Consider the following 23,728-nt stretch of genomic DNA (forward strand, 5'->3'; position numbering starts at 1 on the left):
GCCCCTGGACAGCTCTGAAACGGGCCTGCGCCGGACCTCAGCCCATCTCGGACACCGGCGTCACCAGCTTCCCGTGCGACAGGTACGCCGCCAGGTTGTCCAGCGTCAGCCGTTCCATCTCGTCGCGGGTCTGGACGGTGCCGCTGGCCAGGTGCGGCGTGAGGACCACGTTGTCCAGGGCGAGGAGCGGCTCCGGCACGTGCGGTTCGGCGGCGAAGACGTCCAGACCCGCGCCCGCGAGGCCGCCGGTGGTCAGGAGGTCGACGAGCGCCTCCTCGTCGACCACGCTGCCGCGCGCGATGTTGACGAGGTAGCCCTCGGGGCCGAGCGCCTCCAGGACCTCCCGGGAGACGAGACCGCTGGTGGCGGCGCCGCCGGAGGTCGCGACCACCAACACGTCGACGGACGCGGCCAGTTCCGCGGGCGAGGCCGCGTACGTGTAGTCGACGCCGGAGACCTCGCGGCGGCTGTGGTAGCTGATCGGGCAGCCCATGGCGGCGAACCGGGTGGCGATGGCCCGCCCGATCCGGCCGAGCCCGAGCACGCCGATCCGGGCGCCGCTGACCCGCCGCGCCAACGGGACGGCGCCCTCGCTCGGCCAACGGCCGGCCCGTACGTAGCGGTCGGCGGCGGAGAGCCCCCGCAGCACGTCGAGCGTCAGCCCAAGCGCGGTGTCGGCGACGCAGTCGGTGAGCACGTCGGGGGTGTTGCTGACCACGATGCCGCGTTCCAGGGCGAGGGCGACGTCGGTGGTGTCGTAGCCGACCCCGAAGTTGACGACGGCGCCGAGGCGCGGCAGCGCGGTCATGAGTTCGGTGCCGACGCCCGCGCGGCCGGAGGTGACGACGACGCCGACCTCACCCCGTACTCCGCGAGGAAACTGTCGCGTTCCGGTCCTTCCTTCGGAAGGACGAGAGCGTCGTACGTGGTGCTCAGCGTCCGGGCGAGCGAGGGCTTGAGCGAACCGACGGCGAGGACGCGGCCGACGGCGGCAGAGGACGTGGCGGTGGACGTGGTCATGCGGGGACTCCTTCCTGGACCGGCTCGTGGTCAGGGGCCGGTTCATGGTCCGGGTTCATGGTCCCGGGCCGGTTCAGATCACTTTCTTGACGAGCGCGGCGAGTTCGACGTGCTCGGCCTCGGTGAGGTCGGTCAGTGGCGGGCGCACCGGTCCCGCGCCGTGGCCGGAGACGGTGAGGCCGGCCTTCACGATCGAGACCGCGTAGCCGGGCTGCCGGTCACGGATGGCGATGTAGGGCAGGACGAACTCGCGCAGCCGGTCGTAGACCTGCGCCTTGTCGTGGGCGCGCACGGCCGCGTAGAAGTCGCAGGCCCACTGCGGGGCGAAGTTGAAGATGGCCGACGAGTAGGTGGTGGCGCCCAGTTCGAGGTACGGCAGGGCGTAGGTCTCGGCCGTCGGGAGGCCGCCGATGAGGACGAGCCGCCCGTCGTGTTCGGCGTGCAACCGGGCCATGAGGTCGATGTCGCAGACGCCGTCCTTGAACCCGATGAAGTTGGGGAAGCGGGCGACGAGCCGGTCCACGGTCGCCGCCTTGAAGCGTGCGTTGGCCCGGTGGTAGACGATCACGCCGAGGGACGTGGCCGCGCAGACCCGCGCCACATGGTCGTAGAGCCCCTCCTGTCCGACCTCGGTGAGATAGGGCGGCAGCAGCAGGAGGCCGTCGGCCCCGCCCTCCTCCGCCCGCCGGGCCATCTCCACCGCGGTCGCCGTGCCGTATCCGGCCGCCCCGATGACCGGCAGCCCGTCGTGCGCCTCGGCGACGGTCGCCCGCAGCACCGCGTCGACGTCGGTGTGGCTGAGCGAGAAGAACTCGCCGGTGCCGCCCGGGGCGAAGAGGCCCGCCACGTCGTACCCGGCCAGACGCTGGAGGTGCGCGCGGTAGGCCGGCTCGTCGAAGGCGTGGTCGGGCGTGGTGTGGGTGACGGGGAAGGACAGCAGGCCGGAGCCCAGGACGCGGCGCAGATCATCGGGCGAGAAACGGGCCATGGGGCAGCTCCAGGGTCGTCGGGCGGATGAGGCCGGCTGGCCGCAAGCTAGCAGACGTCGATCATGGATAGGAATGGCGTCTACATATGAGTACGCCTCCTCTCCGGCGCACACATAGGGAACGTGTAGGGCGCGTCCAACTTCCCTGCCTGCGCGACCTATTGACGTGCCCGAGAACCCCCACTTACCGTGCGTCCACAAATCGAAACGGCGTCTACATCCGTGGACATGCTCGCGCCTGTCACGGTGGAGGAAGCCCCATGCCCCCTGTTCCCATCCCCGGTCGGGCTCTCGCTCTGGCGGTCGTCTGCACGCTCGCCGCAAGCGCCTGCACCGTGGCCAACAGCGCGTCGGTGACGGCGGGCAAGGACACGCTGCGCGTCGTACTGCCGGAGGAGCCGCCCACCCTCGAACCCTGCGAGTCCTCGCTGACCTCCACCGGCGTGGTGGTGCGCTCCAACATCACCGAGCCGCTGACCGAGCGCGACCCGGACTCGGGCGAGCTTCGGCCGAAGCTCGCGACCGCCTGGAAGCGCACCTCCGACACCCAGTGGACGTACACCGTCCGCGAGGGTGTCCGGTTCAGCGACGGTTCGCGGTTCGACGCGAAGGACGCCGCGTACTCCATCGACCGCGCGGTCAACTCGAAGCTCGGCTGCAATGTCGAGGGCTACGTCTTCGGGGACATGGACGTGAAGCTGTCGACGCCCGACGACCACACGCTGAAGGTGACGACCCCCGAGGCGGATCCGATCCTGCCGCTGCGGCTCTCCTTCATCGAGATGGTGCCGACGTCCACCGACGCGAAGAAGAAGGTGCGCGAACCCGTCGGCACGGGCCCGTACCGGATCGCCGACTGGGAGCCCGGCCTGCGGCTCTCCCTCGCCGCCAACAAGCGGTACTGGGGCAAGGCCCCCGACTACCGCAAGGCCCTCTACCAGTGGCGCCCCGAAGGCAGTGTCCGCGCCGCCATGGTCACCAACGGCGAGGCGGACGTGGCCACTTCGCTCGGACCGCAGGACGGGGCGGGCGACACCGCGGTCACGTATCCGAACAACGAGACCACCGCGCTGCGCATGCAGCTCGGCGAGGCGCCGCTGAACGACGAGCGGGTGCGCAAGGCGATCAACTACGCGATCGACCGCAAGGGCATCGTCGACTCCCTGTACCGGGGCGACGCCAAGGTCGCGTCCCAGCTCGTGCCCTCCGGGATCACCGGGTACGACAAGGGGTTGAAGCCCTGGCCGACCGATCTCGCCAAGGCGCGGAAGCTGCTGGCGCAGGCGAAGGCCGACGGGGTCGATGTCGGTAAGCAGATCCGGCTGATCAGCCGCACCGCGCTCTTCCCGAAGGTCGACGAGACCGTGCAGGTCATCCAGAACGAGCTGGCGGGGATCGGCCTCAACGTCAAGATCCAGATGAAGGACACGGCGGGCAGCACGGAGTTCCAGGAGCGGCCCTTCCCCAAGGACACGGGGCCGTATCTGCTGCTCATCCAGCACGGGAACCAGGCCGGTGACGCGGCCTTCTCCATGGATCAGTACCTGCTGAGCAAGGGGTTCCAGAGCTCCGGCGGCACGGGGGCGTTCGACCGGAGAATCCGTGCGGCGGAGGCGCTCACCGGCGGCGCGCGGCAGCGGGCGCTGGCGGGGGTCTTCGCGGCGGAGCCGACCGAGATCACGCAGTACGCGTACGTGGCGCACATGTACGGGATCGTTGCACTCGCGGGAGGGGTTCGGTATCGGCCCAACTCTGCGACGGGCGACGAGATGCGCCTCGCCGAGTTCACGCACGCCGACTGACAGGGCGGCGCGTCCACCCCGCTCACGGGGCTCCGCCCCGGACCCCGCGCCTCAAACGCCGGCGGGGCTGAAATTGCCCACCTGCACTGCACGCCCGCTCCCCGTCCTCCGACCTAGGGACAGCGATGTTCCCCTTTCTTCGTCGCCGCACGCTGACCAGCATCCTGCCGCTGCTCGCGGTGCTTCTCGGGGTCTTCGTCCTCGCGCGGCTCACCGGCGATCCCTCGTCCTTGTACCTGCCCGAATCCGCCACCCCGGCCCAGCGCGCCGCCTTCGCCGCGCGCAACGGGTTCGACGACTCGATCTGGCAGCAGATCGCCGACTACTTCGGCGGCGTCTTCCAGCTCGACTTCGGCGAGTCGCTGCGCACCGGCGAGTCCGCGGCGACGATGGCGCTGCGGGCCTTCCCCGCCACGTTGCAGCTCGCCTTCGCGACCATGCTGATCGCCGTCATCGGCGCGGTGATCATCGGCAGCTGGGCCGCCTACCGGCCCAACTCCCTTGCCGACCGCGTCTCTTCGTTCCTGTCCATGACCGCCGCGAGCGTCCCCGACTTCTGGTTCGCGATCACCGGCGTATGGATCTTCTCCGTGACGCTCGGCGTGCTGCCCACCTCGGGCGTCACCGACGGCATGCTCTCGTGGGTGCTGCCGGTGGCGACGCTGGTGATCCGGCCGCTCGGCGTGCTCACCCAGGTGGTGCGCGGCGCGATGGTCTCCGCGCTCTCCGCCCCGTACGTGCGCCTCGCGCGCAGCAAGGGGGCCGGCAGCGTCCGCGTGGTCAGCCATCACGCGCTGCGCAACGCCGCCGCGCCCGCGCTCACCGTGGCGGGCGACCTCGCCGTCTCGCTGGTCAACGGGGCCGTGGTGGTGGAGACGATCTTCGGCTGGCCGGGCATCGGGAAGCTGATGATCGACTCCATCCTGGGCCGCGACTTCGCGGTGCTTCAGGCCGCGGTGCTGATCACCGCGATCACCATCTTCGCGCTCAACATCGTCATCGACGTCTGCTACGCGCTGCTCGACGCGCGCGTGCGCGAGACGGCGACGGCCTGAGGAGGACGCCGTGAGCATTTCGACCGACTCGACCGACTCGACCGACAAGCCGGTGGACTCCGCGTCCGAGACCCCGGTTCCCGCGAAGGGCGCCTCCGCACCCCGCGGCAGCCAAGTCCCCTTGTGGCGCATGCTGTTGCGCGACCGCGTCGCCACCGTGGCGGCCGTGCTGCTCGTCCTGATCGCGCTCACCGCGCTCCTCGGTCCGCCGCTGCTCGGCGGCTCCGCCACCGAGCAGGACCTGAAGAACGCCAACCAGGCGCCGTTCTCCCTCGACCACGGCTGGCTGGGCGTCCTCGGCACCGATCCGCTCGGCCAGAGCGTGCTGGCCCGGCTGGTCGTCGCCGCGCGCACCACGTTCAGCGTGGCCGTGCCCGCGGTGCTGCTCGCGCTGGCCTTCGGCTCGCTGATCGGCATGTGGGCCGGCTACCACCGCGGCCGCAGGGAGACGGTCGCGATGCGCGTCGCCGACGTCATCATGAGCTTCCCTTCGCTGCTCATGGCAGTCGTCGTGCTGTACGTCTTCTCGCCGAGCATCGCCAACCTTGTCCTGGTGCTGACCGTCACCCGGCTCCCGGTCTATCTGCGCACCGCCCGGTCGGAATCCTCCGAGCTCCAGAGCCGGCTGTTCGTGGACGCGGCGCGGACCTTCGGCACATCGAGCGGCGCGATCATCCGCCGGCACGTGTTCCCGATCGTGCTGCCGACGCTGCTGACCCTCGCCACGCTCGAATTCTGCTACGTGATGCTCGCGGAGTCCTCGCTGAGCTTCCTCGGAATCGGCATCCAACCCCCCGATGTGAGCTGGGGGTTGATGGTCTCGCAGGGCCGGACGTATCTGCAGAGCGCGTGGTGGCTGACCTTCTTCCCCGGCCTCGCCATCGTCATCACGACGGTCTCCGCGACCGTGCTCGCCTCCTGGGCGCGGCTCGCCACCGACCCCGCGCAGCGCTGGCGCCTCACGCTCCCCCGCAAGGCGCGGCGCCGCGCGGGCCGCGCCGCCCGCACCGTCCCGGCTCCCCAGGAGGCCCAGTCGTGACCGCCACCGCTACGCGTACCGCCCTCGAAGTGGACGGCCTCAGCGTCGACATCCGCACCCCGACCGGCACCGTACGCGCCGTCGACAAGGTCACCTTCAGCGCCCGGCGCGGCCGGACGCTCGCCCTGCTCGGCGAGTCCGGCTGCGGCAAGTCGATGACCGCGCAGGCCATCGTGTCGCTGCTCGACCCGGCCGCCGAGGTGAGCGCGGGCCGGGTGCTGCTCGACGGCACCGATCTGGTCGCGGCCGACGAGCGGACCCGGCGCGCGCTCGCGGGCCCCGAACTCGCCATCGTCTTCCAGGACGCGCTCACCGCCCTCAACCCGGTCTACACGGTGGGCACCCAGCTCGCCGAGCCGTTCCGGATCCACCGCGGGATGTCCCGCAAGCAGGCCCGCAAGGAAGCGGTCGAGCTGATGGCGCGGGTCGGCATCCCGGAGCCGGAGAGCCGGGTGGACGCCTATCCGCACCAGTTCTCCGGCGGTATGCGCCAGCGTCTCCTGATCGCCATCGCGGTCGCGCTCTCCCCGTCCGTGCTCCTCGCCGACGAGCCGACGACCGCGCTCGACGTGACCGTGCAGGCGCAGATCATGCAGCTGCTGCGGGACCTGCGCGCGGAGCGCGACATGAGCGTCGTACTGATCACGCACGACCTGGCCCTGGTCTCCGAGCAGGCCGACGAGGTCGTGGTGATGTACGCGGGCACCGTCGTCGAGTCGGGCCCCGTACGCGAGGTGTTCGGGGAGCCCCGACACCCGTACACCAAGGGCCTGTTGGACTCGGTGCCGGTGCACGCCGCGCGCGGTGAGGAGCTGCGGTCCATCGGCGGCGCCCCGCCGGATCTGCACTCGATCCCGTCCGGCTGCGTCTACCAGGACCGCTGCCCGCTGGTGCGCGACCTGTGCCGCGCGCGGCGCCCCGAACCGGCCGAGGTCGCGCCGGGCCGCACGGCCGCCTGCCACTTCTCCGACGAGGTGACCCGATGAACGACAACCCGCTTCTCCAGGTACGCGAGCTCACCAAGACGTTCCAGGTCCAGGGCGCCGGCAAGGGGCGCCGGCTGCGCGCCCTGAACGGCATCTCCTTCGATCTGCGGCGCGGCGAGACCCTCGGCCTCGTCGGGGAGTCGGGCTGCGGCAAGTCCACGCTCGCCCGGACGCTGCTCATGCTGGAGCGGCCCGACGGCGGCGAGGTCCGCTTCGACGGCGTGGACCCGTTCGCGCTCAAGGGGGCGGAGCTGCTGGCGTGGCGGCGCCGGGTGCAGATGGTCTTCCAGGACCCGTTCGCCTCGCTCAACGCCCGGATGACGGCCGGCGAGATCATCGGCGAACCGTGGCGCACCCACAAGACCCTGCACCGCACGACCGGTGAACGCGCAGCCCGCATACGGGAGTTGCTCGATCTCGTCGGGCTGCGCAAGGGCGACGAGCACCGCTATCCGCAGGAGTTCTCCGGCGGCCAGCGCCAGCGCATCGGCATCGCCCGCGCGCTCGCCCTCTCCCCCGACGTGATCATCTGCGACGAGCCGGTCTCCGCGCTCGACCTGTCCGTGCAGGCCCAGGTGCTCAACCTCCTCAACGACCTGCAACGACAGCTCGGCGTCAGCTATCTCTTCATCTCCCACGACCTGTCGGTGGTCCGGCACGTCGCGGACCGCGTGCTGGTGATGTACCTGGGCGGCATCGTGGAACAGGGCGACACGGAGTCCGTCTTCGGCCGCGCCCTGCACCCGTACAGTTCGGCGCTGATGTCGGCCGCGCCGTCGCTCGACGCCGACGGGCGCCGCGAACAGATCGTCCTCCAGGGCGAGTTGCCTTCCCCGCTCTCGCCGCCGTCCGGCTGCCGCTTCCGCACCCGCTGCTGGAAGGCGACCGACGCGTGCGCCTCGGCCGCGCCCGACCCGGCCGTCGACCTACGGGATCCGGGGCACACGGCTGCCTGCTTCCATCCGCTGGAGGACACCTCAGGCCTGGTGGCCGCGGGTGGGGAAGGGCTGTGACACTCACCGGCTATCTGGTCGTCGCGGTCGCGGTGGTGATCGCCTCCTGTCTCCAGGCGTCCATCGGCTTCGGCATGGGGATGCTCGCCGCGCCGGTGGTCGCCGTCGTCGACCCGACCCTCGTACCGGGAACGCTGATCATTCAGGCGGGCGTGCTCACCCTCCTCGTGACGGTGGCCGAGCGGCAGCACATCGATCTGCGGGGCACCGGCTGGGCGCTGGTCGGCCGGGTGCCCGGCACCGTCGCGGGAGCGCTGCTCGTGGCCGCGCTGCCGCCGCAGGGACTCGCCCTGATGCTGTCCGGCGTGGTGCTCCTGGGCGTCGTACTGACCTGCTTCGGCTGGGCCCCGCAGCCGCACCGTCCTGTCCTGGTCCTCGCCGGGTCCGCGTCGGGGCTGCTCGGCACCGCGACCTCGATCGGCGGTCCGCCGATGGCCCTGGTCTGGCAGGGCAAGGACGCGCCCGTGCTGCGCGGCACCATGAGCGGGTTCTTCCTCATCGGCTCGGTGCTCTCCCTCGCGACGCTCGCGTCGACGGGCGCCATCGGGGCGCACACGCTCCTCATGTCGGCCGTGCTCGCCCCCGCGCCGGTCGTCGGCTACGCGCTCTCGCGTTACGTGAACCGCTTCATGGACGCCCGCCGGCTGCGCTGGGCCGCGATCGGGGTGTCGGCGCTGGGGGCGGTGCTGCTGATCGGCGAGCAGTTGGTGTGACCCTCACCCGACCACGAGGTTGCGCAGCGGCCGTCCCTCCGCGAGCGCCTCGACGTTCGCCCTGATGTCCTCGGCCCGGCCGCGGAAGGTCTCCTCGGTGTGGCCCGACTGGTGCGGCGTGAGCACCACGTTGTCGAACCCGGTGAAGTCCAGGTGCGAGGGCGGCGGCGCCGCGGGCTCGCGCGGGTTGCGCCACCAGACGTCGATGCCCGCCCCCGCGATGGTGCCGTCGCCCAGCGCGGAGTGCAGCGCCTTCTCGTCGACGACCGCGCCCCGGGCCACGTTGACGAGCACGGCGGACGGTTTCATCGCGGCGAGCGCGGCGGCGTCCACGAGCCCGCGCGTCTCCTCGCTCAGCGGCACCGTCACCACGACCACGTCACAGGCGGCGAGCATCTCGTGCAGCCGGTCCTGCCCGCCCACCCACTCCAGGTCCACCCCGGCGGGCGGTGGCGCACCCGGGTCGCGGCGCACGGCGCGTACCCGCATGCCCAACGCGCCCGCCAGCCGGGCCACTTCGCCACCGATCTCGCCCATGCCGAGCACGCCGAGCGTACGTCCGGCGAGGACGCCGCCGAAGGCGTAGGACGGGTCGACGACCGCGTTGCGCCAGATACCGGCCCGCACGTCCCGCTCGCCGCGCGCGACGTCGCGCAGCAGCATCATCGACACCATCACCACGTGCTCGGCGATGGAGCGGCCGTGGTGGAAGGTGTTCGCCACCCTCACCCCGGGCCGCAGCGCGTCCAGCGGGATCTTGTCGTAGCCGGCCCCGGTGACGTGCAGCAGCCGCAGCCGCTCCATCCCTGCCAGCAGTTCGCGGTCGGCGGCAGAGCACACGAGTACGTCGGCGGTGGCCGCGGCGGCGGTCAGGGCCCCGGGATCGTCCCCGTACGCGAAGGTCCACCGATGCGCGCCGCCTTCGGTGAGTACGTCCCTGAACCGCCCCATGACCGGTTCGGTGACCAGGACCTCCAGCGGCCGCACCGCTCCCCCGCTCACCACCGCGGCACCGTCGGGTCGAACTCCGGCCGGAAGCGGCGCATGTAGGTGGTGTCGTCGCGCTCGCGGATGCCGCAGGCGAGGTACTGCTCGTGCAGCCGGGCGAGCGCGTCACGGTCGAGTTCGACGCCGAGTCCTGGGGCCGTGGGAACGGCGACGGCGCCGTCCTCGAACGTGAGCGCGCCCGGCACGACGACGTCCTCGGCGGGGTCCTTCCACGGCCAGTGCGTGTCGCAGGCGTAGTCGAGGTTCGGGGTGGCGGAGGCGAGGTGGGTCATGGCCGCGAGGCTGATGCCCAGATGCGAGTTGGAGTGCATGGACAGGCCCATGCCGAACGTCTCGCAGATCGCACCGAGCCGCTGGGACCGCCGCAGCCCGCCCCAGAAGTGGTGGTCGGACAGCACCACTTGGACGGCGTCCTGGCGCACGGCGGGCGGCAGGTGCTTGAAGGCGACGACGCACATGTTGGTGGCGAGCGGCATCGACACCTCGCGCGCGACGCGGGCCATGCCCTCGATGCCGGGCGTCGGGTCCTCCAGGTATTCGACGACGCCGTCGAGCTCCTGCCCGACCTTGATGGAACTGGCCACGTTCCAGGCCCCGTTGGGGTCGAGCCGGAGCGGCAGCTCGGGGAAGGCGGCACGCAGCGCCCGGACCGCCTCGATCTCCTCCTCGGGCGCGAAGACGCCGCCCTTCAGCTTGATCGCGCCGAAACCGTACGCGTCGATGATGCGGTGGGCCTGCCGGACCAGGCCCTCCGGGTCGAGGGCGGCGCCCCACTCGTCGTCGTCCTGTCCGGGGTGGCCGGCCCACTTGTAGAAGAGGTACGCGCTGTAGGCGACGCGGTCGCGCACGGCGCCGCCGAGCAGGTCGCTCACCGGGCGGCCGACGACCTTGCCCTGAAGGTCGAGCGCGGCGACCTCGAAGGGCGAGACGACCCGGTCGGCGAGGGAGCTGTCGGTCACCATCCCGCTCATCCCGTGCCCGCCCACGCCGCTGTCGGCGGCCAGCGACTCGTTGACCGCGCGCCAGACGCCGTTGAGGTCGAAGATGTCGGTGCCGACCAGGTGCTGCCCGGCCCGCTCGAGGCGGCCCAGATGCGGCAGGTCCCCGTAGGACTCACCGAGCCCGCACAGGCCGCTGTCGGTCACGACCTCGACGACCGAGCGCAGCGCGAACGGCTCGTGCACGCCTACGGAGTTGAGCAGCGGAAGGTCGCGGAAGGCCACGGGCGTCACGCGCACCTCGGAGATCCGGTGCTTCTCAGCGGTCCGGTGCTTCTCAGTGTCAGACATGACCGGATCCTGACACGCGTCTACGTACGTAGACAAGGCTTGCGTATGTGATTTCGGAGGTCCGGGCCGGCTGTCTCCGTCTCCCCGTCCCCTACGATGTGCCGGACGTTCAGGGGGTAGAAGTGGCAGCGAAGAACGCCTCGTTGGGCGCGGCGGACACCGAGCCGGGCCGCGGCCTGGTCAAGTCCGCCGAGCGCACCGCACGGATCATGGAGACGCTCGCCGAGTCCGCGGACGGCCTCAGCCTCAGCGGACTTCAGGAGCGGACCGGCTACCCCCGCTCCAGCCTGTACGCCCTGCTGCGCACGCTGACGACGCTGAAGTGGATCGAGACCTCCGACGGCGAGCAGACGTACGGCATCGGACCGCGCGCGCTGCTCGCGGGCACCGCCTACCTCGACCGCGACCCGGCACTGCCCTTCGCCGTCCAGCAGCTGGAGAGCCTGCGGGCCGAGACCGGCTACACCGTGCACTACGCGCGCCTGGACGCCCCCAACGTCATCTACCTGGCCAGCCGCGAGGTCACGGAGCCCAAGCGCCTCGTGTCCCGCGTGGGCCGTCAACTGCCCGCACACGCAACCTCATTGGGCAAGGCCCTGCTCGCCGAGCGGACCTCGGCCGAGGTCGACGCGATCCTGCCGGAGGACGGGCTGCGGCAGTTGACCGAGCACACGGTGGCCACGCGTGCGGCGCTCCACGACGAGCTGGAGGCGAGCCGGGTGCGCGGCTGGTCGATCGAGCGGGAGCAGAACACGGCGGGGCTGTGCTGCGTGGCGGCCTGCGTCGGCTACCGCATCCCGGCGACCGACGCGATCAGCTGCTCGATGCCGCTGTCCCGCGCCTCGGACAGGGAGCTCGCCCGCGTCACGGAGGCGCTGCGCCGGCACGCGGACGAACTGGCGGGAACCCTGCGCCGCAAGGGCATCCGCTAGCGTCCGGGCCGGCCGTGCGTGGGTACGCAGCGGCCTACTCGACGCCGATCAGCATCAGCGCCGACTGCCGCCCGCCGCGGTACACGACCGTGTCCACGGCCAGGTAGGTCTCGCGCACATGCTGTTCGAGCCCGGCCGCGACCTCGTCCGAGACCTCCTCGCCGAGGACGAGCGTGACGATTTCGCCGCCCGCCGCCAGCATCCGGTCGAGGACCGTGCGGGCCGTCACGGGGACCTCGCCGCCGATGACCGCCACGTCTCCGTCGATCAGACCGAGGACGTCCCCTGCCTGGCAGATGCCCGCCATGGTCCACGACTGCCGCTCGGCGACGGCCAGTTCGCCGTACCGGGTCGCGCCCGCGGCCGAGGTCATCGCCACGACGTCCTCGTCGAAGCGCCGGTCGGGCTCGTGGACGGCGAGCGCGGCGATGCCCTGGACCGCCGAGCGGGTCGGGATGAGCGCGATCCGCAGCCCCTCGGAGCGGGCCTGCTCGGCCGCCGCCGCCGCGGTGTGCCGCAGCTCCGGGTCGTTCGGCAGCAGCACCACCTCGCGCGCATGGGCCCGCCGTATCGCGTCGACCAGCTCCCCGCTCGCGGGCGGTTCACCGGGCCGGTCTGGCACGGTCGTGGCGCCCGCCTCCCGGTAGAGCCCGGCGAGCCCGTCGCCCGGCACGACCGCCACCACGGCCCGCTGCGCACGCTCCCGCGGCGCCGAATCGTGCGTCGCGTGCACATCGCCGAGCCCGAAGTGCGTGATGCGGATGCGGTACGGGCGCCCGGCCTCGACGCCCGCCTCCACGGCCGCGCCCGCGTCGTCCACATGTACGTGGACGTTCCACAGGCCGTCCCCGCCGACGACGACCAGCGAGTCCCCGAGGGCGTCCAGCCGCGTCCGCAGCCGGGCCACCGCCGCGTCGTCCGCTTCGAGCAGGTAGATGACCTCGAAGGCGGGGCCCGCGGCGCCCTCGTCCTCGGGGCATTCGAGCACTACGCCGTCGGGGACGGCATCCACGCGCGCGTGGGCGCCCGCTGCACCCCGGCGCACCGGCGCCGCCGCCTCCCCCGAGACCGCCTCGCTCAGCGCCCCCAGGACGGCCACGAGCCCCCGCCCACCCGCGTCCACGACCCCGGCGCTGCCGAGTACGGCGAGCTGCCCCGGCGTCGCGTCGAGCGCCAAGCACGCCCCTTCATAGGCGGCACGGACGACGTCCCGGCAGTCCCCTTCGACCCCGGAGGCGGCCGCCGCGGCCGCCGTCGCCACGGTCAGGACGGTGCCCTCCACGGGGTGGGCGACCGCCTCGCGCGCGGACTCGGCGGCCCGGCCCAGCGCGAGCCGCAGGGCGTCGGCGTCGGCCCCCGTGACGTGATCTCCCTCACCGCCCATGCCCCCGGCGAGGACCTGTGCCATGCCCCGCAGCAGCTGCGCGAGGATCGTCCCGGAGTTGCCCCGGGCGCCGATGAGGGCGCCGTGCGCCATGGCGCGCATCACTTCGGGGAGCGCGGGAGCGGCCGGCTCGGGCCCCGCCTCAAGACCGGCGAAGACCGCCTCGACCGCCTGGTGCGCGGACTCGAGGGTCAGATAGAGATTGGTGCCGGTGTCCCCGTCGGCGACCGGATAGACGTTGATCGCGTCTATCTCCGCACGGTCGCGGCCGAGCGCCTCCAGGGCGAGTGAGCACCAGGCGCGCACCGCGATCACGTCGAGCACCTGCGGCACCTGCGCCTCCTCGAGCAGCTGGACTGGCACCGCAGAGTAGACCGCGGAAGGTGAGCGTCCGGAAAGAGGGCCCGGCCCACGAGCCGGTCCCGACCTGGTCCGGAGCCCGGGCGGGCCGCCCGACCAGCCATGGTAGTTTCGTTGTACCGACGCAGCCGTTGTATGCTGCTCGGGTTGCCCGATATTCGTCGGGCCATCCCCTGGCACCGCCACTCAGAGTCCTCCGATCCTGATCCCGGCATGCCGGGATCAACCGTAAGAGCATCTGAAGTCTTTGGAGTGACCCGTGGCTGCCAACTGCGACGTCTGTGGCAAGGGGCCGGGCTTCGGCAACAGCATCTCCCACTCGCACCGCCGTACGCCCCGTCGCTGGAACCCGAACATCCAGCGTGTGCGTGCCGTGATCAGTGGGACGCCGAAGCGCCTCAACGCCTGCACCTCGTGCATCAAGGCCGGCAAGGTCTCGCGCTGACGTTTCGCGTAGCGCGGCCACCTAGCTGGTTGCTTTAAAGAGCCGGTCCCCTCGGGGACCGGCTCTTTTTTGTGCCCTTTTGTGCCCTGGGGCCTGTCGTGCCGTGTGGATCAGGCCCCGGGGCGGGGCTCACGACTCGATCTCGCCTCCGAAGTGGTCCCAGCCGCTCTGGTTCGTCCAGGGCGCCCCGTCCACGGTCACCTGGGAAAGCGCCGAGGGGCCGAGCACCTCGCCGATCACCTTCCAGCGGGCGGGCAGCTTCACCGACGGCGGGAAGGTGGCCACGATCGCGTGGTCCTCGCCACCGCTCAGCACCCATTGCAGCGGATCGACGCCGACGGCCTGGCCGATGTCGCTCATCTGCGTGGGCACATCCACCTGCCCCGACTTGATGTCGATGCGGACCTTGCTCGACTCGGCGATGTGGCCCAGATCGGCGATCAGCCCGTCGCTCACGTCACACATGGCGGTCGCGCCGAGCCCGGCCGCGGCGGGACCCGCCTCGTACGGGGGCTCGGGACGGCGGTGCGCCTCCACGAAGGCGCGGGGCGAGCGGAAGCCGCGCGAGAGCACCGCGTACCCGGCGGCGGACCAGCCCAGCCAGCCGGTAACGGCCACGACGTCGCCGGGCTGCGCGCCGGACCGGGTCACCGGCTCGTGGCCCTGCATGTCGCCGAGCGCGGTGATCGCCACGGTGATCGTGTCGCCGCGTACGACATCGCCGCCGACGACGGCGGCGCCCGCCACCTGGCACTCGTCGCGCAGCCCGTCCATCAGCTCCGAGGGCCAGGACGCGGGCAGTTCGGCGGGCACGACGAGGCCGAGCAGCAGCGCCGTCGGCACGGCGCCCATGGCCGCGATGTCGGCGAGGTTCTGCGCGGCGGCCTTGCGCCCGACGTCGTACGCGGTGGACCAGTCGCGCCTGAAGTGCCGGTTCTCCAGCAGGACGTCCGTGCTGGCGACGACCCTGCGGTCCGGTGCCGCGATCACGGCGGCGTCGTCGCCGGGACCGATGCGTACGGCCGGGGTGGTGGTGAGCCGAGAGGTCAGCTCTCGGATGAGGCCGAACTCCCCCAACTCGCCGACGGTGCCCTTCATGCGCGTGCTGCCCTTTCTGCCCCGGTCCGCTGCCGGCCGCCAGGGCCGAATGCCCCGGCCCGCTTGCGGTCGCGGGCCGTCTCTGTCATGGGTACGGTTTGTGTCACGGGCCTGCCTTCCACGTCCGTGGGGCGCCACAGCCGCCACCGGGTCTCCCCGCGGCGAGCGGTGACGCGATAACGTGGCGTCCCTTCTCCCCACATGATCCTCGTGATGATCCTCGTGGCCGCCCTGGAGGTTCCGTGGTACAGGCGTACATCCTGATCCAGACCGAAGTAGGCAAGGCGTCGACCGTCGCCGAGCTGATCGGGAAGATTCCAGGAGTGATCCAGGCCGAGGACGTCACCGGCCCCTACGACGTGATCGTGCGCGCGCAGGCCGACACGGTCGACGAGCTGGGTCGCATGGTGGTCGCCAAGGTCCAGCAGGTGGACGGCATCACGCGCACTCTGACCTGCCCGGTCGTCCACCTGTAGCCCCCGTCTACGCTGTGCCGGTGAAGTCATATCGTCACCGGATCCGGCACGGCCGGCTGAGCCGCCTGTCCATCGCGGTGCCCTCGCTCTCCTTGCTGATCGCCACCGCGGGCTGCGCTTCGGACGAGGCGCCAAAGGCGGCGGTTCCCACTCCGGACGCGAAGGCCGCCAAGCTGTGCCGGAACCTGGACGAGGTCCTGCCGGAGAAGGTCGACGGACTCGAGCGCAACGATCCCGAACCGGGCTCGGAGCTCACCGCGGCGTGGGGAAGCCCCGCGATCATACTGCGCTGCGGCGTGCCGTGGCCCGACGCGGCGTTGAAGACGAGCAGCAACACCGCGACGATCGACGGCGTCGGCTGGGTCGCGGACGAACTCGACGACGGCGCGCAGCGGATGACGACGGGCGGCCGCCTCGCCTTCGTGGAGGTGACGATCCCCAAGGACGAGGTCACCAAGAACGGCGCGGGCTCCCTGGTCGACCTGGCAGCCCCCATCAAGAAGGCGATCCCCAAGGGGATCGCCGACTAGAACACCTGTCATGGAAGCTGTGGTTGCCGCTGTGGTTACCGCAGTCCGGTCGACCGGCGCAGTGCCGCCTGGATGAGGCGGTCCACCAGCTCCGGGTAGCTCACTCCGCTCTCCTGCCACATCCGCGGGTACATGGAGATCGGCGTGAAGCCCGGCAGCGTGTTGATCTCGTTGATGACGAACTCCCCGTCCTCGTCGAGGAAGAAGTCCGCCCGCACGATCCCCTCGCAGGACATGGCCTCGAAGGCGTCGACGGCGAGCCTGCGGACCTCGGCGGTCTGCTCCTCGCTCAGCGGCGCGGGCACGATGCCGGCCGCGGAGTCGATGTACTTCGCCTCGAAGTCGTAGAACGCGTGGGAGTCGGCAGGCGGGATCTCGGCCGGGACGGAGGCGCGCGGCCCGTCCTCGAACTCCAGGACCCCGCACTCGATCTCGCGCCCGACGATGCCGGCCTCGATGATCACCTTCGGGTCGTGCTCACGGGCCGTCTCGATCGCCTCGTCGAGCCCCTCGAAGGAGTCGACCTTCGTGATGCCGATCGACGAACCCGCGCGCGCGGGCTTGATGAACAGCGGCCAGCCGTGGTCCCCGACGAAGTCGGCGACGCGGCGGCGGGCGCCCTCCTGATCCCGCTCCCACTCACGCGGACGCACGACCAGGTAGGGCCCCACCTTCAGCCCGAAGGACGTGAAGATGCGCTTCATGTACTCCTTGTCCTGGCCGACGGCCGAGGAGAGCACACCGCAGCCGACGTACGGGGTTCCGGAGAGGTCGAGGAGGCCCTGGATCGTGCCGTCCTCGCCGTACGGGCCGTGCAGCACGGGGAAGACCACGTCGACCTCGCCGAGGGCCTTGGGGACCGATCCCGGCTCGTTGTAGACGACTTCGCGGGTGCCCGGGTCGACCGGGAGGACCACGCCGCCCTCGGGCGACTCGGCGAGATCGGCGACGTCCGGCACCTGGCGGTCGGTGATGGCCATCCGCTCGGGATCGTCCGCCGTCAGCGCCCAACGCCCCTCGCGCGTGATGCCGATCGGCAGCACGTCGTACTTGGAGCGGTCGATGGCGCGCAGCACGGCGCCCGCCGTGACCACGGAGACGCCGTGCTCGGAGCTGCGGCCACCGAAGACGACGGCCACACGCGGCTTGGGCCCACCTGCGGTGGACGCAGGGCTCTGGGGGAGGTTCTCGCTGCTCATATCGCGTTGAGCGTACCTGCTGGTAGTACGAGAGTCAGCGCCCGCAGAGCCCCGGTCGCACAGTTGTCGTAGGCCTGGTGCCGACTCGTCGCTCAGCGTCGTTCCGGCTTGGCGGAGCGCGACATGAGCTCCTTCACCGCGACGACCGGGGACTTGCCCTCGTGGACGATCGCGACGACGGTCTCCGTGATCGGCATGTCGACGCCGTGCCGGCGCGCCAGATCGAGCACCGACTCGCAGGACTTGACGCCCTCGGCGGTCTGCTTGGTGACCGCGATGGTCTCCTGAAGGGTCATGCCCTTGCCGAGGTTCGTGCCGAAGGTGTGGTTGCGCGACAGCGGCGAGGAGCAGGTGGCCACCAGGTCGCCGAGGCCCGCGAGCCCGGAGAACGTCAGCGGGTCCGCGCCCATGGCGAGCCCGAGCCGGGTCGTCTCCGCGAGCCCGCGCGTGATGAGCGAGCCCTTCGTGTTGTCGCCGAGCCCCATGCCGTCCGCGATGCCGACGGCGAGCCCGATCACGTTCTTGACCGCGCCGCCGAGCTCGCAGCCGATCACGTCGGTGTTCGTGTACGGCCTGAAGTACGGGGTGTGGCTGGCGACTTGGAGCCGCTGGGCCACGGCCTCGTCGCGGCAGGCGACGACCGCGGCGGCGGGCTGCCGGGCGGCGATCTCGCGCGCGAGGTTGGGTCCGGTGACGATCGCGATGCGGTCCTCGCCGACCTTCGTGACGTCCTCGATGACCTCGCTCATCCGCATCGCCGAACCGAGCTCGACGCCCTTCATGAGCGAGACGAGGACGGTGTCGGGGGCGAGCAGCGGCGCCCACTCCCCCAGGTTCTGGCGCAGCGTCTGCGAGGGCACGGCGAGCACCGTGAAGTCGGCGTCCGCAGCGGCCTCGGCCGGGTCGGTGGTGGCCCGCACGTTCTCCGGGAGTTCCACGCCGGGCAGGTAATCCGGGTTCGTACGCGTGGAGTTGACGGCCTCGGCGAGTTCGGCGCGGCGGGCCCAGAGGGTGACGTCGCAGCCCGCGTCGGCGAGCACCATCGCGAAGGCGGTGCCCCAGGAGCCGGTGCCGAAGACGGCGGCCTTCACGGGTCGAGTCACTTGCTGCTCTCCTCGGTCGTACCGCTCGCGGCCGGGCTGGCCGAACTCCCCTTGTCCCCTTGCAACTTGCGGCGCTGCTGGATGCGCGCCTCACGCGGGTCGTAGCGCTTCTCCGGTGCCTTCTCGCCGCGCAGCTCCGCCACCTCGGCGGTGATCGCGGTCATGATGACCTCGGTCACCTCCTTCAGAAGATCGGGCGTGATCTCCCTGTCGTAGAACGGAGAGAGGTCGACGGGCTCACCGGCGAGCACATGGTGCGTTTTGCGCGGGAAGAAGTTCGGCTTCTTGGAGTACGGCGCGAGCGCGTCGGTGGCGCCCCATTGGCCGACCGGAATCACCGGGCACTTCGTCTGCAGCGCCACGCGCGCGACGCCCGTCTTTCCGGTCATCGGCCACAGTTGGGGATCGCGGGTGAGCGTTCCTTCCGGATAGAAGGCCACGCACTCACCACGCTCCACCGCGTCGATCGCGGCACGGAAGGCGCTCAGCGCGTTCGTGGACTCGCGATAGACGGGAATCTGTCCGGTGCCGCGCATCGCGGCGCCCACGAACCCCTTCCGGAAGAGGCCGTGCTTGGCGAGGAAACGCGGCACCCGTCCCGTGTTGTACTGAAAGTGGGCGTAGAGGAACGGGTCCAGATGCGAATTGTGGTTGACCGCGGTGATAAAGCCTCCGTCGGCCGGAATGTTCTCCATTCCACGCCAGTCCCGCTTGAACAGAACCACCAGCGGTGGTTTGCAGAGGACCGCGGCGAAGCGGTACCAGAAGCCGATTCTGCGGCGGGACACTCGGACACCTTCCTCTAGGGGGGCCTGGGCCGCACAAGTGTCGGCCCGGCCCACCGGTCTGTCGAGAACACCGTACGCCCGCACGGACAGCCGCACCTCATGCACAGGTCACAATAGGCGCGTGCAGTGGACCCTGGTGATACCGCTGAAACCGCTGGTGCGGGCCAAGAGCAGACTGGCCCCGACAGCGGGAGACGCCCTGCGCCCAAGCCTCGCCCTGGCGTTCGCCCAGGACACCGTGGCCGCCGCGCGGGCCTGTACCGCGGTGCGGGATGTGGTGGTCGTCACGGACGATTCCCGCGCGGAGCGCGAACTGGCGGCCCTGGGCGCCCACGTGGTCCCGGACAGCCCACAGGCGGGCCTCAACGCCGCTCTCGCGCACGGGGAGGCGCTCGTACGCTCCGAACGCCGGACCGCCGCCATAGCCGCCCTGAACGCCGACCTGCCGGCTCTGCGCCCCTCCGAATTGGCCTGCGTTCTCGCGACGGCCGCCGCATTTCCCCGCGCATTTCTGCCCGATGCCGCCGGAATCGGCACAACGCTCTTGTCCGCGGCCCCCGGCACGGAATTGCTGCCCGCATTCGGCGGGGCGTCGCGCGCCCGCCACACGGCGTCCGGCGCCGCGGAACTCCCCCTCGAAGGCGTCCACTCCGTACGCCAGGACGTCGACACCGGCGAGGACCTGCGCGCTGCGCTCGCCCTCGGCGTGGGCCCGCACACCGCGAGGGCCGCGGCGGGGCTCCTGATCCCGGACTGAGTACGCTGCCCGTATGCAGGCCACCGCGTACACGTACGACTCCGAAACCCGTGCCGGCAGCGTCCTCCTGGACGACGGCACACCCGTCTCCTTCGACGCCGCCGCCTTCGACGCGGGCGGGCTGCGGCTGCTGCGCCCCGGGCAGCGGGTGCGCATCGAGATGCAGGACACCGAGGGCGCGGCCGACGCGCGGCGGATCACGCTGGTGACCCTGCAGACCTTCTGAAAACCCGGCAGGGCCCCGTAGGGCCCTGGACACACCGCGGGCCGGTCTCCCCGAAGGGAGCCCGGCCCGACGCGTGAGCAACCTTGTGGCGTACGCCCGAGAAGCGACTTACTTCTTGCGGGCGGTGGCCTTCTTGGCGGTGGTCTTGCGCGCCGTGGACTTCTTGGCGGGCGCCTTCTTGGCCGTGGCCTTCGTGGCGGGCGCCGTCTTCTTGGCGGTGGCCTTCTTCGCCGGGGCCGCCTTCTTGGCGGTGGTCTTCTTGGCCGTGGCCTTCTTGGCGGTGGCGGCCTTCTTCGCCGGAGCCGCCTTCTTCGCCGTCGTCTTCTTCGCGGTGGCCTTCTTGGCGGTGGCGGCCTTCTTCGCCGGAGCCGCCTTCTTCGCCGTCGTCTTCTTGGCCGTGGCCTTCTTGGCGGTGGTCGCCTTCTTGGCGGCCGCCTTCTTGACCGTCGCCGAAGCGCCGCCGCTCAGGCTGCCCTTGGGCGCCTTCTTGACCGCGACGTCGTTCTTCGGGAGCTTCTTCGAACCCGCGACGAGGTCCTTGAAGCCCTGGCCGGCGCGGAAACGCGGCACCGAGGTCTTCTTGACCCGGACGCGCTCCCCGGTCTGCGGGTTGCGGGCGTAACGGGCCGGGCGGTCGACCTTCTCGAACGAACCGAAGCCCGTGACCGAGACGCGGTCACCGCTGACCACGGAACGGACGATGGCGTCGAGTACGGCGTCGACGGCGTCAGCGGCCTGCTGACGGCCACCAACCTTGTCGGCAATGGCTTCTACGAGCTGCGCCTTGTTCACGTCTTCCCCTTCGGAGACATTGCCGGAGCGAATCTTTTTCGCACCGGCTTTTCGCACGTTAGGCAGATATATACCGCAAATCAAACGCGAAACGGGCTAATCACCCTTGTGCCGCAACGAACTGGACAGTCTCAGAGTTCCTCTTCAGTGATCGAGCCCTCTTCGAAGTCGTCGAGGTCCGCCATGAATCGCTCCAGACGCCTTGCCGCACCGGCGAGATCGTGTTTGGCCGCGGCCGTGACGGCCAGCAGCTTCCGGGTCAGCGCCATCCGTACGCCCTCCGGGACTTGCAGTGTGCGCACTCTGGCGTGCGCTTCCTTGAGTTGGTCCGCGACCGCCGCGTACAGCTGGAGTTGGCCGTCGTGTTCCATGCACAGATTGTGCCATCTGGGGCGAGTTGTCGCCTCCGCAGGGTGCAACTCCCGCCCCAGAAGGCCCTTCTGGAGCCTCGCACGATGTGCTCGCCCAGCGTGCCTCCGAGACACGCGTACCCCTGGAACACCCCTGGTATTCAAGGGAGTTGGGAGGTCCAGGCACCCCCTCCCGCAGGGCCCTCGAGGGGCTTTGGGGCCGGACACAGAAGTACCCCCAACCGGTGCACGATTGGGGGTACGGGGCCCTGTGGATGTGGCCTGAATAAGCCTTGCCGGTCTACGGATCCGTGAGAGGAACCGTCGGAGTCCGGTCGGCTCAGACCTGGACCGTCTGCGGCTTGAAGGCCGGACGCTTCGCCTCGTAGGCGGCGATGTCCTCCTCGTTGCGCAGCGTGATGCTGATGTCGTCGAGCCCGTTCAGCAGCCGCCAGCGGGAGTTCTCGTCCAGCTCGAAGGACGCGGTGACGCCCTCGGCCCGAACTTCGCGCTCCTGGAGGTCGACCGTGATCTCGGCCTGCGGGTCGTTCTCCACCAGCTCCCACAGCGCGTCCACGACCTTCTGGTCGAGAACCACGGTCAGCAGACCGTTCTTGAGGGAGTTGCCGCGGAAGATGTCCGCGAAGCGGGAGGAGATGACGGCCTTGAAGCCGTAGTTCTGCAGGGCCCAGACGGCGTGCTCACGGGAGGAGCCGGTGCCGAAGTCGGGACCGGCCACCAGGACGGTGGCGCCCTCGCGCTCGGGCTTGTTGAGCACGAACTCGGAGTCCTTGCGCCAGGCCTCGAACAGCCCGTCCTCGAACCCGTCCCGCGTCACCTTCTTGAGCCAGTGGGCGGGGATGATCTGGTCGGTGTCGACGTTGCTGCGGCGCAGCGGGACGGCCCGGCCGGTGTGCGTGGTGAATGCTTCCATGACTCTCAGACTCCAGCGGCGACAGGGGTGTCGGACAGGTCGGCCGGCGAGGCCAGGTGGCCCAGAACGGCGGTGGCCGCGGCGACCTGGGGCGAGACCAGGTGCGTACGGCCGCCCTTGCCCTGCCGGCCCTCGAAGTTGCGGTTGGAGGTGGACGCGGAGCGCTCGCCGGGAGCGAGTTGGTCCGGGTTCATGCCCAGGCACATGGAGCAGCCCGCGTAGCGCCACTCGGCGCCGGCCTCCTTGAAGACCTTGTCCAGGCCCTCCTCGACGGCCTGCAGGCCCACCCGCGCGGAGCCGGGAACGACCAGCATCCGTACGCCGTCGGCGATTTTGCGGCCCTTGAGGATGTCGGCGACGGCGCGCAGGTCCTCCATGCGGCCGTTGGTGCACGAGCCTACGAAGACGGTGTCGACCTTGACGTCGCGCAGCGCCTGCCCGGCCTCCAACCCCATGTACTCCAGGGCCTTTTCGGCGGCGTACCGCTCCGAAGCGTCTTCGTACGAAGACGGGTCGGGGATGTTCGCCGAAAGGGGCGCTCCCTGACCGGGGTTGGTGCCCCAGGTCACGAACGGCGACAGCTCGTCGGCCTTGATGAAGACCTCGGCGTCGAAGACCGCGTCGTCGTCCGTCTTCAGCGTCTTCCAGTACTCGACGGCGGCGTCCCAGTCGGCGCCCTGCGGGGCGTGCGGACGGCCTTCCAGGTACGCGAAGGTGGTCTCGTCGGGGGCGACCATGCCCGCGCGGGCACCGGCCTCGATGGACATGTTGCAGATGGTCATCCGCGCTTCCATCGACAGCTTCTCGATGGCCGAGCCGCGGTACTCCAGGATGTAGCCCTGGCCGCCGCCGGTGCCGATCTTCGCGATGATGGCGAGGATCAGGTCCTTGGCGGTGACACCCTCGGGCAGTTCGCCGTCGACGGTGATCGCCATCGTCTTCGGGCGCCACATCGGCAGCGTCTGCGTGGCCAGCACGTGCTCGACCTGCGAGGTGCCGATGCCGAACGCCAGGCCGCCGAAGGCGCCGTGCGTCGAGGTGTGGGAGTCGCCACAGACGACGGTGGTGCCCGGCTGCGTCAGGCCCAGCTGCGGGCCCACGACGTGCACGACGCCCTGCTCGACGTCGCCCAGCGAGTGCAGGCGGACCCCGAAGTCGGCGGCGTTCTTGCGCAGCGTCTCCAGCTGCACGCGCGAGACCGGGTCGGCGATCGGCTTGTCGATGTCGAGGGTCGGGGTGTTGTGATCCTCGGTGGCGATGGTGAGGTCGGTGCGCCGCACCTTCCGGCCCGCCTGGCGGAGGCCGTCGAAGGCCTGCGGGCTGGTCACCTCGTGCAGCAGGTGCAGATCGATGAAGAGGAGGTCGGGCTCGCCCTCGGCGCGCCGGACGACGTGGTCGTCCCAGACCTTCTCCGCGAGTGTCCTACCCATCGCTTTCCCTC

Annotated in this window: 26 protein-coding genes; 12 read left to right on the forward strand and 14 right to left on the reverse strand. The window is 70.9% G+C overall.

From position 1 onward, the window contains the following. Nucleotides 1–37: 37 nt before the first annotated feature. From ACOKM3_RS14605 to kdgD, 3 genes are all read right to left on the reverse strand, one after another. Complete coding sequence (locus tag ACOKM3_RS14605) at nucleotides 38–808, reverse strand: 2-hydroxyacid dehydrogenase (protein ID WP_426900603.1); 771 nt, start codon at nucleotides 806–808, stop codon at nucleotides 38–40. Next, complete coding sequence (locus tag ACOKM3_RS14610; protein ID WP_426900605.1) at nucleotides 805–1,020, reverse strand: hypothetical protein; 216 nt, start codon at nucleotides 1,018–1,020, stop codon at nucleotides 805–807. Before ACOKM3_RS14610 ends, ACOKM3_RS14605 begins: the two co-directional genes overlap by 4 nt. A gap of 73 nt (nucleotides 1,021–1,093) precedes the next feature. Next, nucleotides 1,094–2,008, reverse strand: coding sequence for a 5-dehydro-4-deoxyglucarate dehydratase (kdgD, locus tag ACOKM3_RS14615; RefSeq protein ID WP_426900607.1), 915 nt, complete (start codon nucleotides 2,006–2,008; stop codon nucleotides 1,094–1,096). A 260-nt stretch (nucleotides 2,009–2,268) separates the two neighbouring features. On the opposite strand from kdgD, the gene ACOKM3_RS14620 reads away from it, so the two are divergent. The 6 genes from ACOKM3_RS14620 to ACOKM3_RS14645 all read left to right on the forward strand — a co-directional run bounded on the left by ACOKM3_RS14620 (nucleotide 2,269) and on the right by ACOKM3_RS14645 (nucleotide 8,616). Continuing rightward, on the forward strand, nucleotides 2,269–3,810 hold the full coding sequence (locus ACOKM3_RS14620; protein WP_426900609.1) for an ABC transporter substrate-binding protein: 1,542 nt from the start codon (nucleotides 2,269–2,271) through the stop codon (nucleotides 3,808–3,810). Nucleotides 3,811–3,935: 125 nt separating this feature from the next. Then, nucleotides 3,936–4,865, forward strand: a complete 930-nt coding sequence (locus ACOKM3_RS14625) for an ABC transporter permease (protein ID WP_426900611.1) — start codon at nucleotides 3,936–3,938, stop codon at nucleotides 4,863–4,865. 10 nt (nucleotides 4,866–4,875) lie between these two features. After that, complete coding sequence (locus ACOKM3_RS14630) at nucleotides 4,876–5,904, forward strand: ABC transporter permease (protein ID WP_426900613.1); 1,029 nt, start codon at nucleotides 4,876–4,878, stop codon at nucleotides 5,902–5,904. Next, on the forward strand, nucleotides 5,901–6,890 hold the full coding sequence (locus ACOKM3_RS14635) for an ABC transporter ATP-binding protein (RefSeq protein WP_426900615.1): 990 nt from the start codon (nucleotides 5,901–5,903) through the stop codon (nucleotides 6,888–6,890). The genes ACOKM3_RS14630 and ACOKM3_RS14635 overlap by 4 nt, the downstream gene beginning before the upstream one ends. After that, entirely contained in the window at nucleotides 6,887–7,903 is a 1,017-nt protein-coding gene (locus tag ACOKM3_RS14640; protein WP_426900617.1) for an ABC transporter ATP-binding protein, read from the forward strand. The genes ACOKM3_RS14635 and ACOKM3_RS14640 overlap by 4 nt, the downstream gene beginning before the upstream one ends. Continuing rightward, nucleotides 7,900–8,616 carry a sulfite exporter TauE/SafE family protein gene (locus ACOKM3_RS14645; RefSeq protein ID WP_426900619.1) on the forward strand — a complete coding sequence of 239 codons (717 nt, stop codon included), beginning with the start codon at nucleotides 7,900–7,902 and terminating at the stop codon, nucleotides 8,614–8,616. Before ACOKM3_RS14640 ends, ACOKM3_RS14645 begins: the two co-directional genes overlap by 4 nt. A 3-nt stretch (nucleotides 8,617–8,619) precedes the next feature. Here ACOKM3_RS14645 and ACOKM3_RS14650 read toward each other — a convergent pair whose 3' ends face one another. After that, on the reverse strand, nucleotides 8,620–9,618 hold the full coding sequence (locus tag ACOKM3_RS14650) for a 2-hydroxyacid dehydrogenase (RefSeq protein ID WP_426900621.1): 999 nt from the start codon (nucleotides 9,616–9,618) through the stop codon (nucleotides 8,620–8,622). Continuing rightward, a complete protein-coding gene (locus tag ACOKM3_RS14655) occupies nucleotides 9,615–10,913 on the reverse strand; it encodes a glucarate dehydratase family protein (protein ID WP_426900623.1) in 1,299 nt (432 codons plus the stop codon). Before ACOKM3_RS14655 ends, ACOKM3_RS14650 begins: the two co-directional genes overlap by 4 nt. Before the next feature lie 122 nt (nucleotides 10,914–11,035). Here ACOKM3_RS14655 and ACOKM3_RS14660 point away from each other — a divergent pair, with 122 nt between their 5' ends. Next, entirely contained in the window at nucleotides 11,036–11,845 is an 810-nt protein-coding gene (locus ACOKM3_RS14660) for an IclR family transcriptional regulator (RefSeq protein ID WP_426900625.1), read from the forward strand. Nucleotides 11,846–11,879: 34 nt separating this feature from the next. Here ACOKM3_RS14660 and ACOKM3_RS14665 read toward each other — a convergent pair whose 3' ends face one another. Next, nucleotides 11,880–13,592, reverse strand: a complete 1,713-nt coding sequence (locus tag ACOKM3_RS14665; RefSeq protein ID WP_426900627.1) for a DAK2 domain-containing protein — start codon at nucleotides 13,590–13,592, stop codon at nucleotides 11,880–11,882. 256 nt (nucleotides 13,593–13,848) lie between these two features. On the opposite strand from ACOKM3_RS14665, the gene rpmB reads away from it, so the two are divergent. Beyond that, entirely contained in the window at nucleotides 13,849–14,034 is a 186-nt protein-coding gene (gene rpmB, locus ACOKM3_RS14670; RefSeq protein ID WP_266714523.1) for a 50S ribosomal protein L28, read from the forward strand. Between the two features lie 129 nt (nucleotides 14,035–14,163). Here the strand turns inward: rpmB and ACOKM3_RS14675 are convergent, their stop codons facing one another. Beyond that, nucleotides 14,164–15,132 carry a thiamine-phosphate kinase gene (locus tag ACOKM3_RS14675; RefSeq protein ID WP_426900629.1) on the reverse strand — a complete coding sequence of 323 codons (969 nt, stop codon included), beginning with the start codon at nucleotides 15,130–15,132 and terminating at the stop codon, nucleotides 14,164–14,166. A 242-nt stretch (nucleotides 15,133–15,374) separates the two neighbouring features. Here ACOKM3_RS14675 and ACOKM3_RS14680 point away from each other — a divergent pair, with 242 nt between their 5' ends. Together ACOKM3_RS14680 and ACOKM3_RS14685 are read left to right on the forward strand one after the other, a co-directional pair. After that, nucleotides 15,375–15,608: an Lrp/AsnC family transcriptional regulator gene (locus tag ACOKM3_RS14680; protein ID WP_016642988.1), complete on the forward strand. Its 234-nt coding sequence runs from the start codon at nucleotides 15,375–15,377 to the stop codon at nucleotides 15,606–15,608. A gap of 20 nt (nucleotides 15,609–15,628) precedes the next feature. Next, the gene (locus ACOKM3_RS14685) at nucleotides 15,629–16,138 is read left to right on the forward strand and encodes a DUF3515 domain-containing protein (RefSeq protein ID WP_426900631.1); all 510 of its coding nucleotides are present in this window, start codon (nucleotides 15,629–15,631) and stop codon (nucleotides 16,136–16,138) included. A gap of 35 nt (nucleotides 16,139–16,173) precedes the next feature. On the opposite strand, the gene ACOKM3_RS14690 is transcribed toward ACOKM3_RS14685, so the two are convergent. The 3 genes from ACOKM3_RS14690 to ACOKM3_RS14700 all read right to left on the reverse strand — a co-directional run bounded on the left by ACOKM3_RS14690 (nucleotide 16,174) and on the right by ACOKM3_RS14700 (nucleotide 19,228). After that, nucleotides 16,174–17,337, reverse strand: a complete 1,164-nt coding sequence (locus ACOKM3_RS14690; RefSeq protein ID WP_426900633.1) for a D-alanine--D-alanine ligase family protein — start codon at nucleotides 17,335–17,337, stop codon at nucleotides 16,174–16,176. Between the two features lie 92 nt (nucleotides 17,338–17,429). Further along, nucleotides 17,430–18,440, reverse strand: a complete 1,011-nt coding sequence (locus ACOKM3_RS14695) for an NAD(P)H-dependent glycerol-3-phosphate dehydrogenase (protein WP_327661425.1) — start codon at nucleotides 18,438–18,440, stop codon at nucleotides 17,430–17,432. Then, nucleotides 18,437–19,228: a lysophospholipid acyltransferase family protein gene (locus tag ACOKM3_RS14700; protein ID WP_426900635.1), complete on the reverse strand. Its 792-nt coding sequence runs from the start codon at nucleotides 19,226–19,228 to the stop codon at nucleotides 18,437–18,439. The genes ACOKM3_RS14695 and ACOKM3_RS14700 overlap by 4 nt, the downstream gene beginning before the upstream one ends. Nucleotides 19,229–19,349: 121 nt before the next feature. On the opposite strand from ACOKM3_RS14700, the gene cofC reads away from it, so the two are divergent. Beyond that, nucleotides 19,350–19,985 (forward strand): 2-phospho-L-lactate guanylyltransferase, encoded by a 636-nt coding sequence (gene cofC / locus ACOKM3_RS14705; RefSeq protein ID WP_426900637.1) that lies wholly within the window; start codon nucleotides 19,350–19,352, stop codon nucleotides 19,983–19,985. Between the two features lie 13 nt (nucleotides 19,986–19,998). Next, the gene (locus ACOKM3_RS14710; RefSeq protein WP_327671735.1) at nucleotides 19,999–20,211 is read left to right on the forward strand and encodes a hypothetical protein; all 213 of its coding nucleotides are present in this window, start codon (nucleotides 19,999–20,001) and stop codon (nucleotides 20,209–20,211) included. A gap of 108 nt (nucleotides 20,212–20,319) precedes the next feature. On the opposite strand, the gene ACOKM3_RS14715 is transcribed toward ACOKM3_RS14710, so the two are convergent. From ACOKM3_RS14715 to leuC, 4 genes are all read right to left on the reverse strand, one after another. Next, entirely contained in the window at nucleotides 20,320–21,003 is a 684-nt protein-coding gene (locus tag ACOKM3_RS14715; protein WP_425829104.1) for an HU family DNA-binding protein, read from the reverse strand. A 131-nt stretch (nucleotides 21,004–21,134) separates the two neighbouring features. Then, complete coding sequence (locus ACOKM3_RS14720) at nucleotides 21,135–21,374, reverse strand: SCO5555 family protein (RefSeq protein WP_266714505.1); 240 nt, start codon at nucleotides 21,372–21,374, stop codon at nucleotides 21,135–21,137. A gap of 319 nt (nucleotides 21,375–21,693) precedes the next feature. Beyond that, on the reverse strand, nucleotides 21,694–22,287 hold the full coding sequence (gene leuD / locus ACOKM3_RS14725) for a 3-isopropylmalate dehydratase small subunit (RefSeq protein WP_426900640.1): 594 nt from the start codon (nucleotides 22,285–22,287) through the stop codon (nucleotides 21,694–21,696). A 5-nt stretch (nucleotides 22,288–22,292) separates the two neighbouring features. Then, nucleotides 22,293–23,717 (reverse strand): 3-isopropylmalate dehydratase large subunit, encoded by a 1,425-nt coding sequence (gene leuC / locus ACOKM3_RS14730; RefSeq protein ID WP_426900642.1) that lies wholly within the window; start codon nucleotides 23,715–23,717, stop codon nucleotides 22,293–22,295. Nucleotides 23,718–23,728 lie beyond the last annotated feature (11 nt).

The sequence above is a fragment of the Streptomyces nidicola genome (assembly GCF_050106155.1).
Taxonomy (GTDB): Bacteria; Actinomycetota; Actinomycetes; order Streptomycetales; family Streptomycetaceae; genus Streptomyces.

What these genes read in the sequence shown, in the direction of transcription:
- ACOKM3_RS14605 (WP_426900603.1), bottom strand. Translation starts at nt 808, where the DNA reads ATGACCGCGCTGCCGCGCCTCGGCGCCGTCGTCAACTTCGGGGTCGGC.
- ACOKM3_RS14610 (WP_426900605.1), bottom strand. Translation starts at nt 1,020, where the DNA reads ATGACCACGTCCACCGCCACGTCCTCTGCCGCCGTCGGCCGCGTCCTC.
- kdgD (WP_426900607.1), bottom strand. Translation starts at nt 2,008, where the DNA reads ATGGCCCGTTTCTCGCCCGATGATCTGCGCCGCGTCCTGGGCTCCGGC.
- ACOKM3_RS14620 (WP_426900609.1), top strand. Translation starts at nt 2,269, where the DNA reads ATGCCCCCTGTTCCCATCCCCGGTCGGGCTCTCGCTCTGGCGGTCGTC.
- ACOKM3_RS14625 (WP_426900611.1), top strand. Translation starts at nt 3,936, where the DNA reads ATGTTCCCCTTTCTTCGTCGCCGCACGCTGACCAGCATCCTGCCGCTG.
- ACOKM3_RS14640 (WP_426900617.1), top strand. Translation starts at nt 6,887, where the DNA reads ATGAACGACAACCCGCTTCTCCAGGTACGCGAGCTCACCAAGACGTTC.
- ACOKM3_RS14655 (WP_426900623.1), bottom strand. Translation starts at nt 10,913, where the DNA reads ATGTCTGACACTGAGAAGCACCGGACCGCTGAGAAGCACCGGATCTCC.
- ACOKM3_RS14675 (WP_426900629.1), bottom strand. Translation starts at nt 15,132, where the DNA reads ATGAAGGGCACCGTCGGCGAGTTGGGGGAGTTCGGCCTCATCCGAGAG.
- ACOKM3_RS14690 (WP_426900633.1), bottom strand. Translation starts at nt 17,337, where the DNA reads ATGAGCAGCGAGAACCTCCCCCAGAGCCCTGCGTCCACCGCAGGTGGG.
- ACOKM3_RS14710 (WP_327671735.1), top strand. Translation starts at nt 19,999, where the DNA reads ATGCAGGCCACCGCGTACACGTACGACTCCGAAACCCGTGCCGGCAGC.
- ACOKM3_RS14720 (WP_266714505.1), bottom strand. Translation starts at nt 21,374, where the DNA reads ATGGAACACGACGGCCAACTCCAGCTGTACGCGGCGGTCGCGGACCAA.
- leuD (WP_426900640.1), bottom strand. Translation starts at nt 22,287, where the DNA reads ATGGAAGCATTCACCACGCACACCGGCCGGGCCGTCCCGCTGCGCCGC.
- leuC (WP_426900642.1), bottom strand. Translation starts at nt 23,717, where the DNA reads ATGGGTAGGACACTCGCGGAGAAGGTCTGGGACGACCACGTCGTCCGG.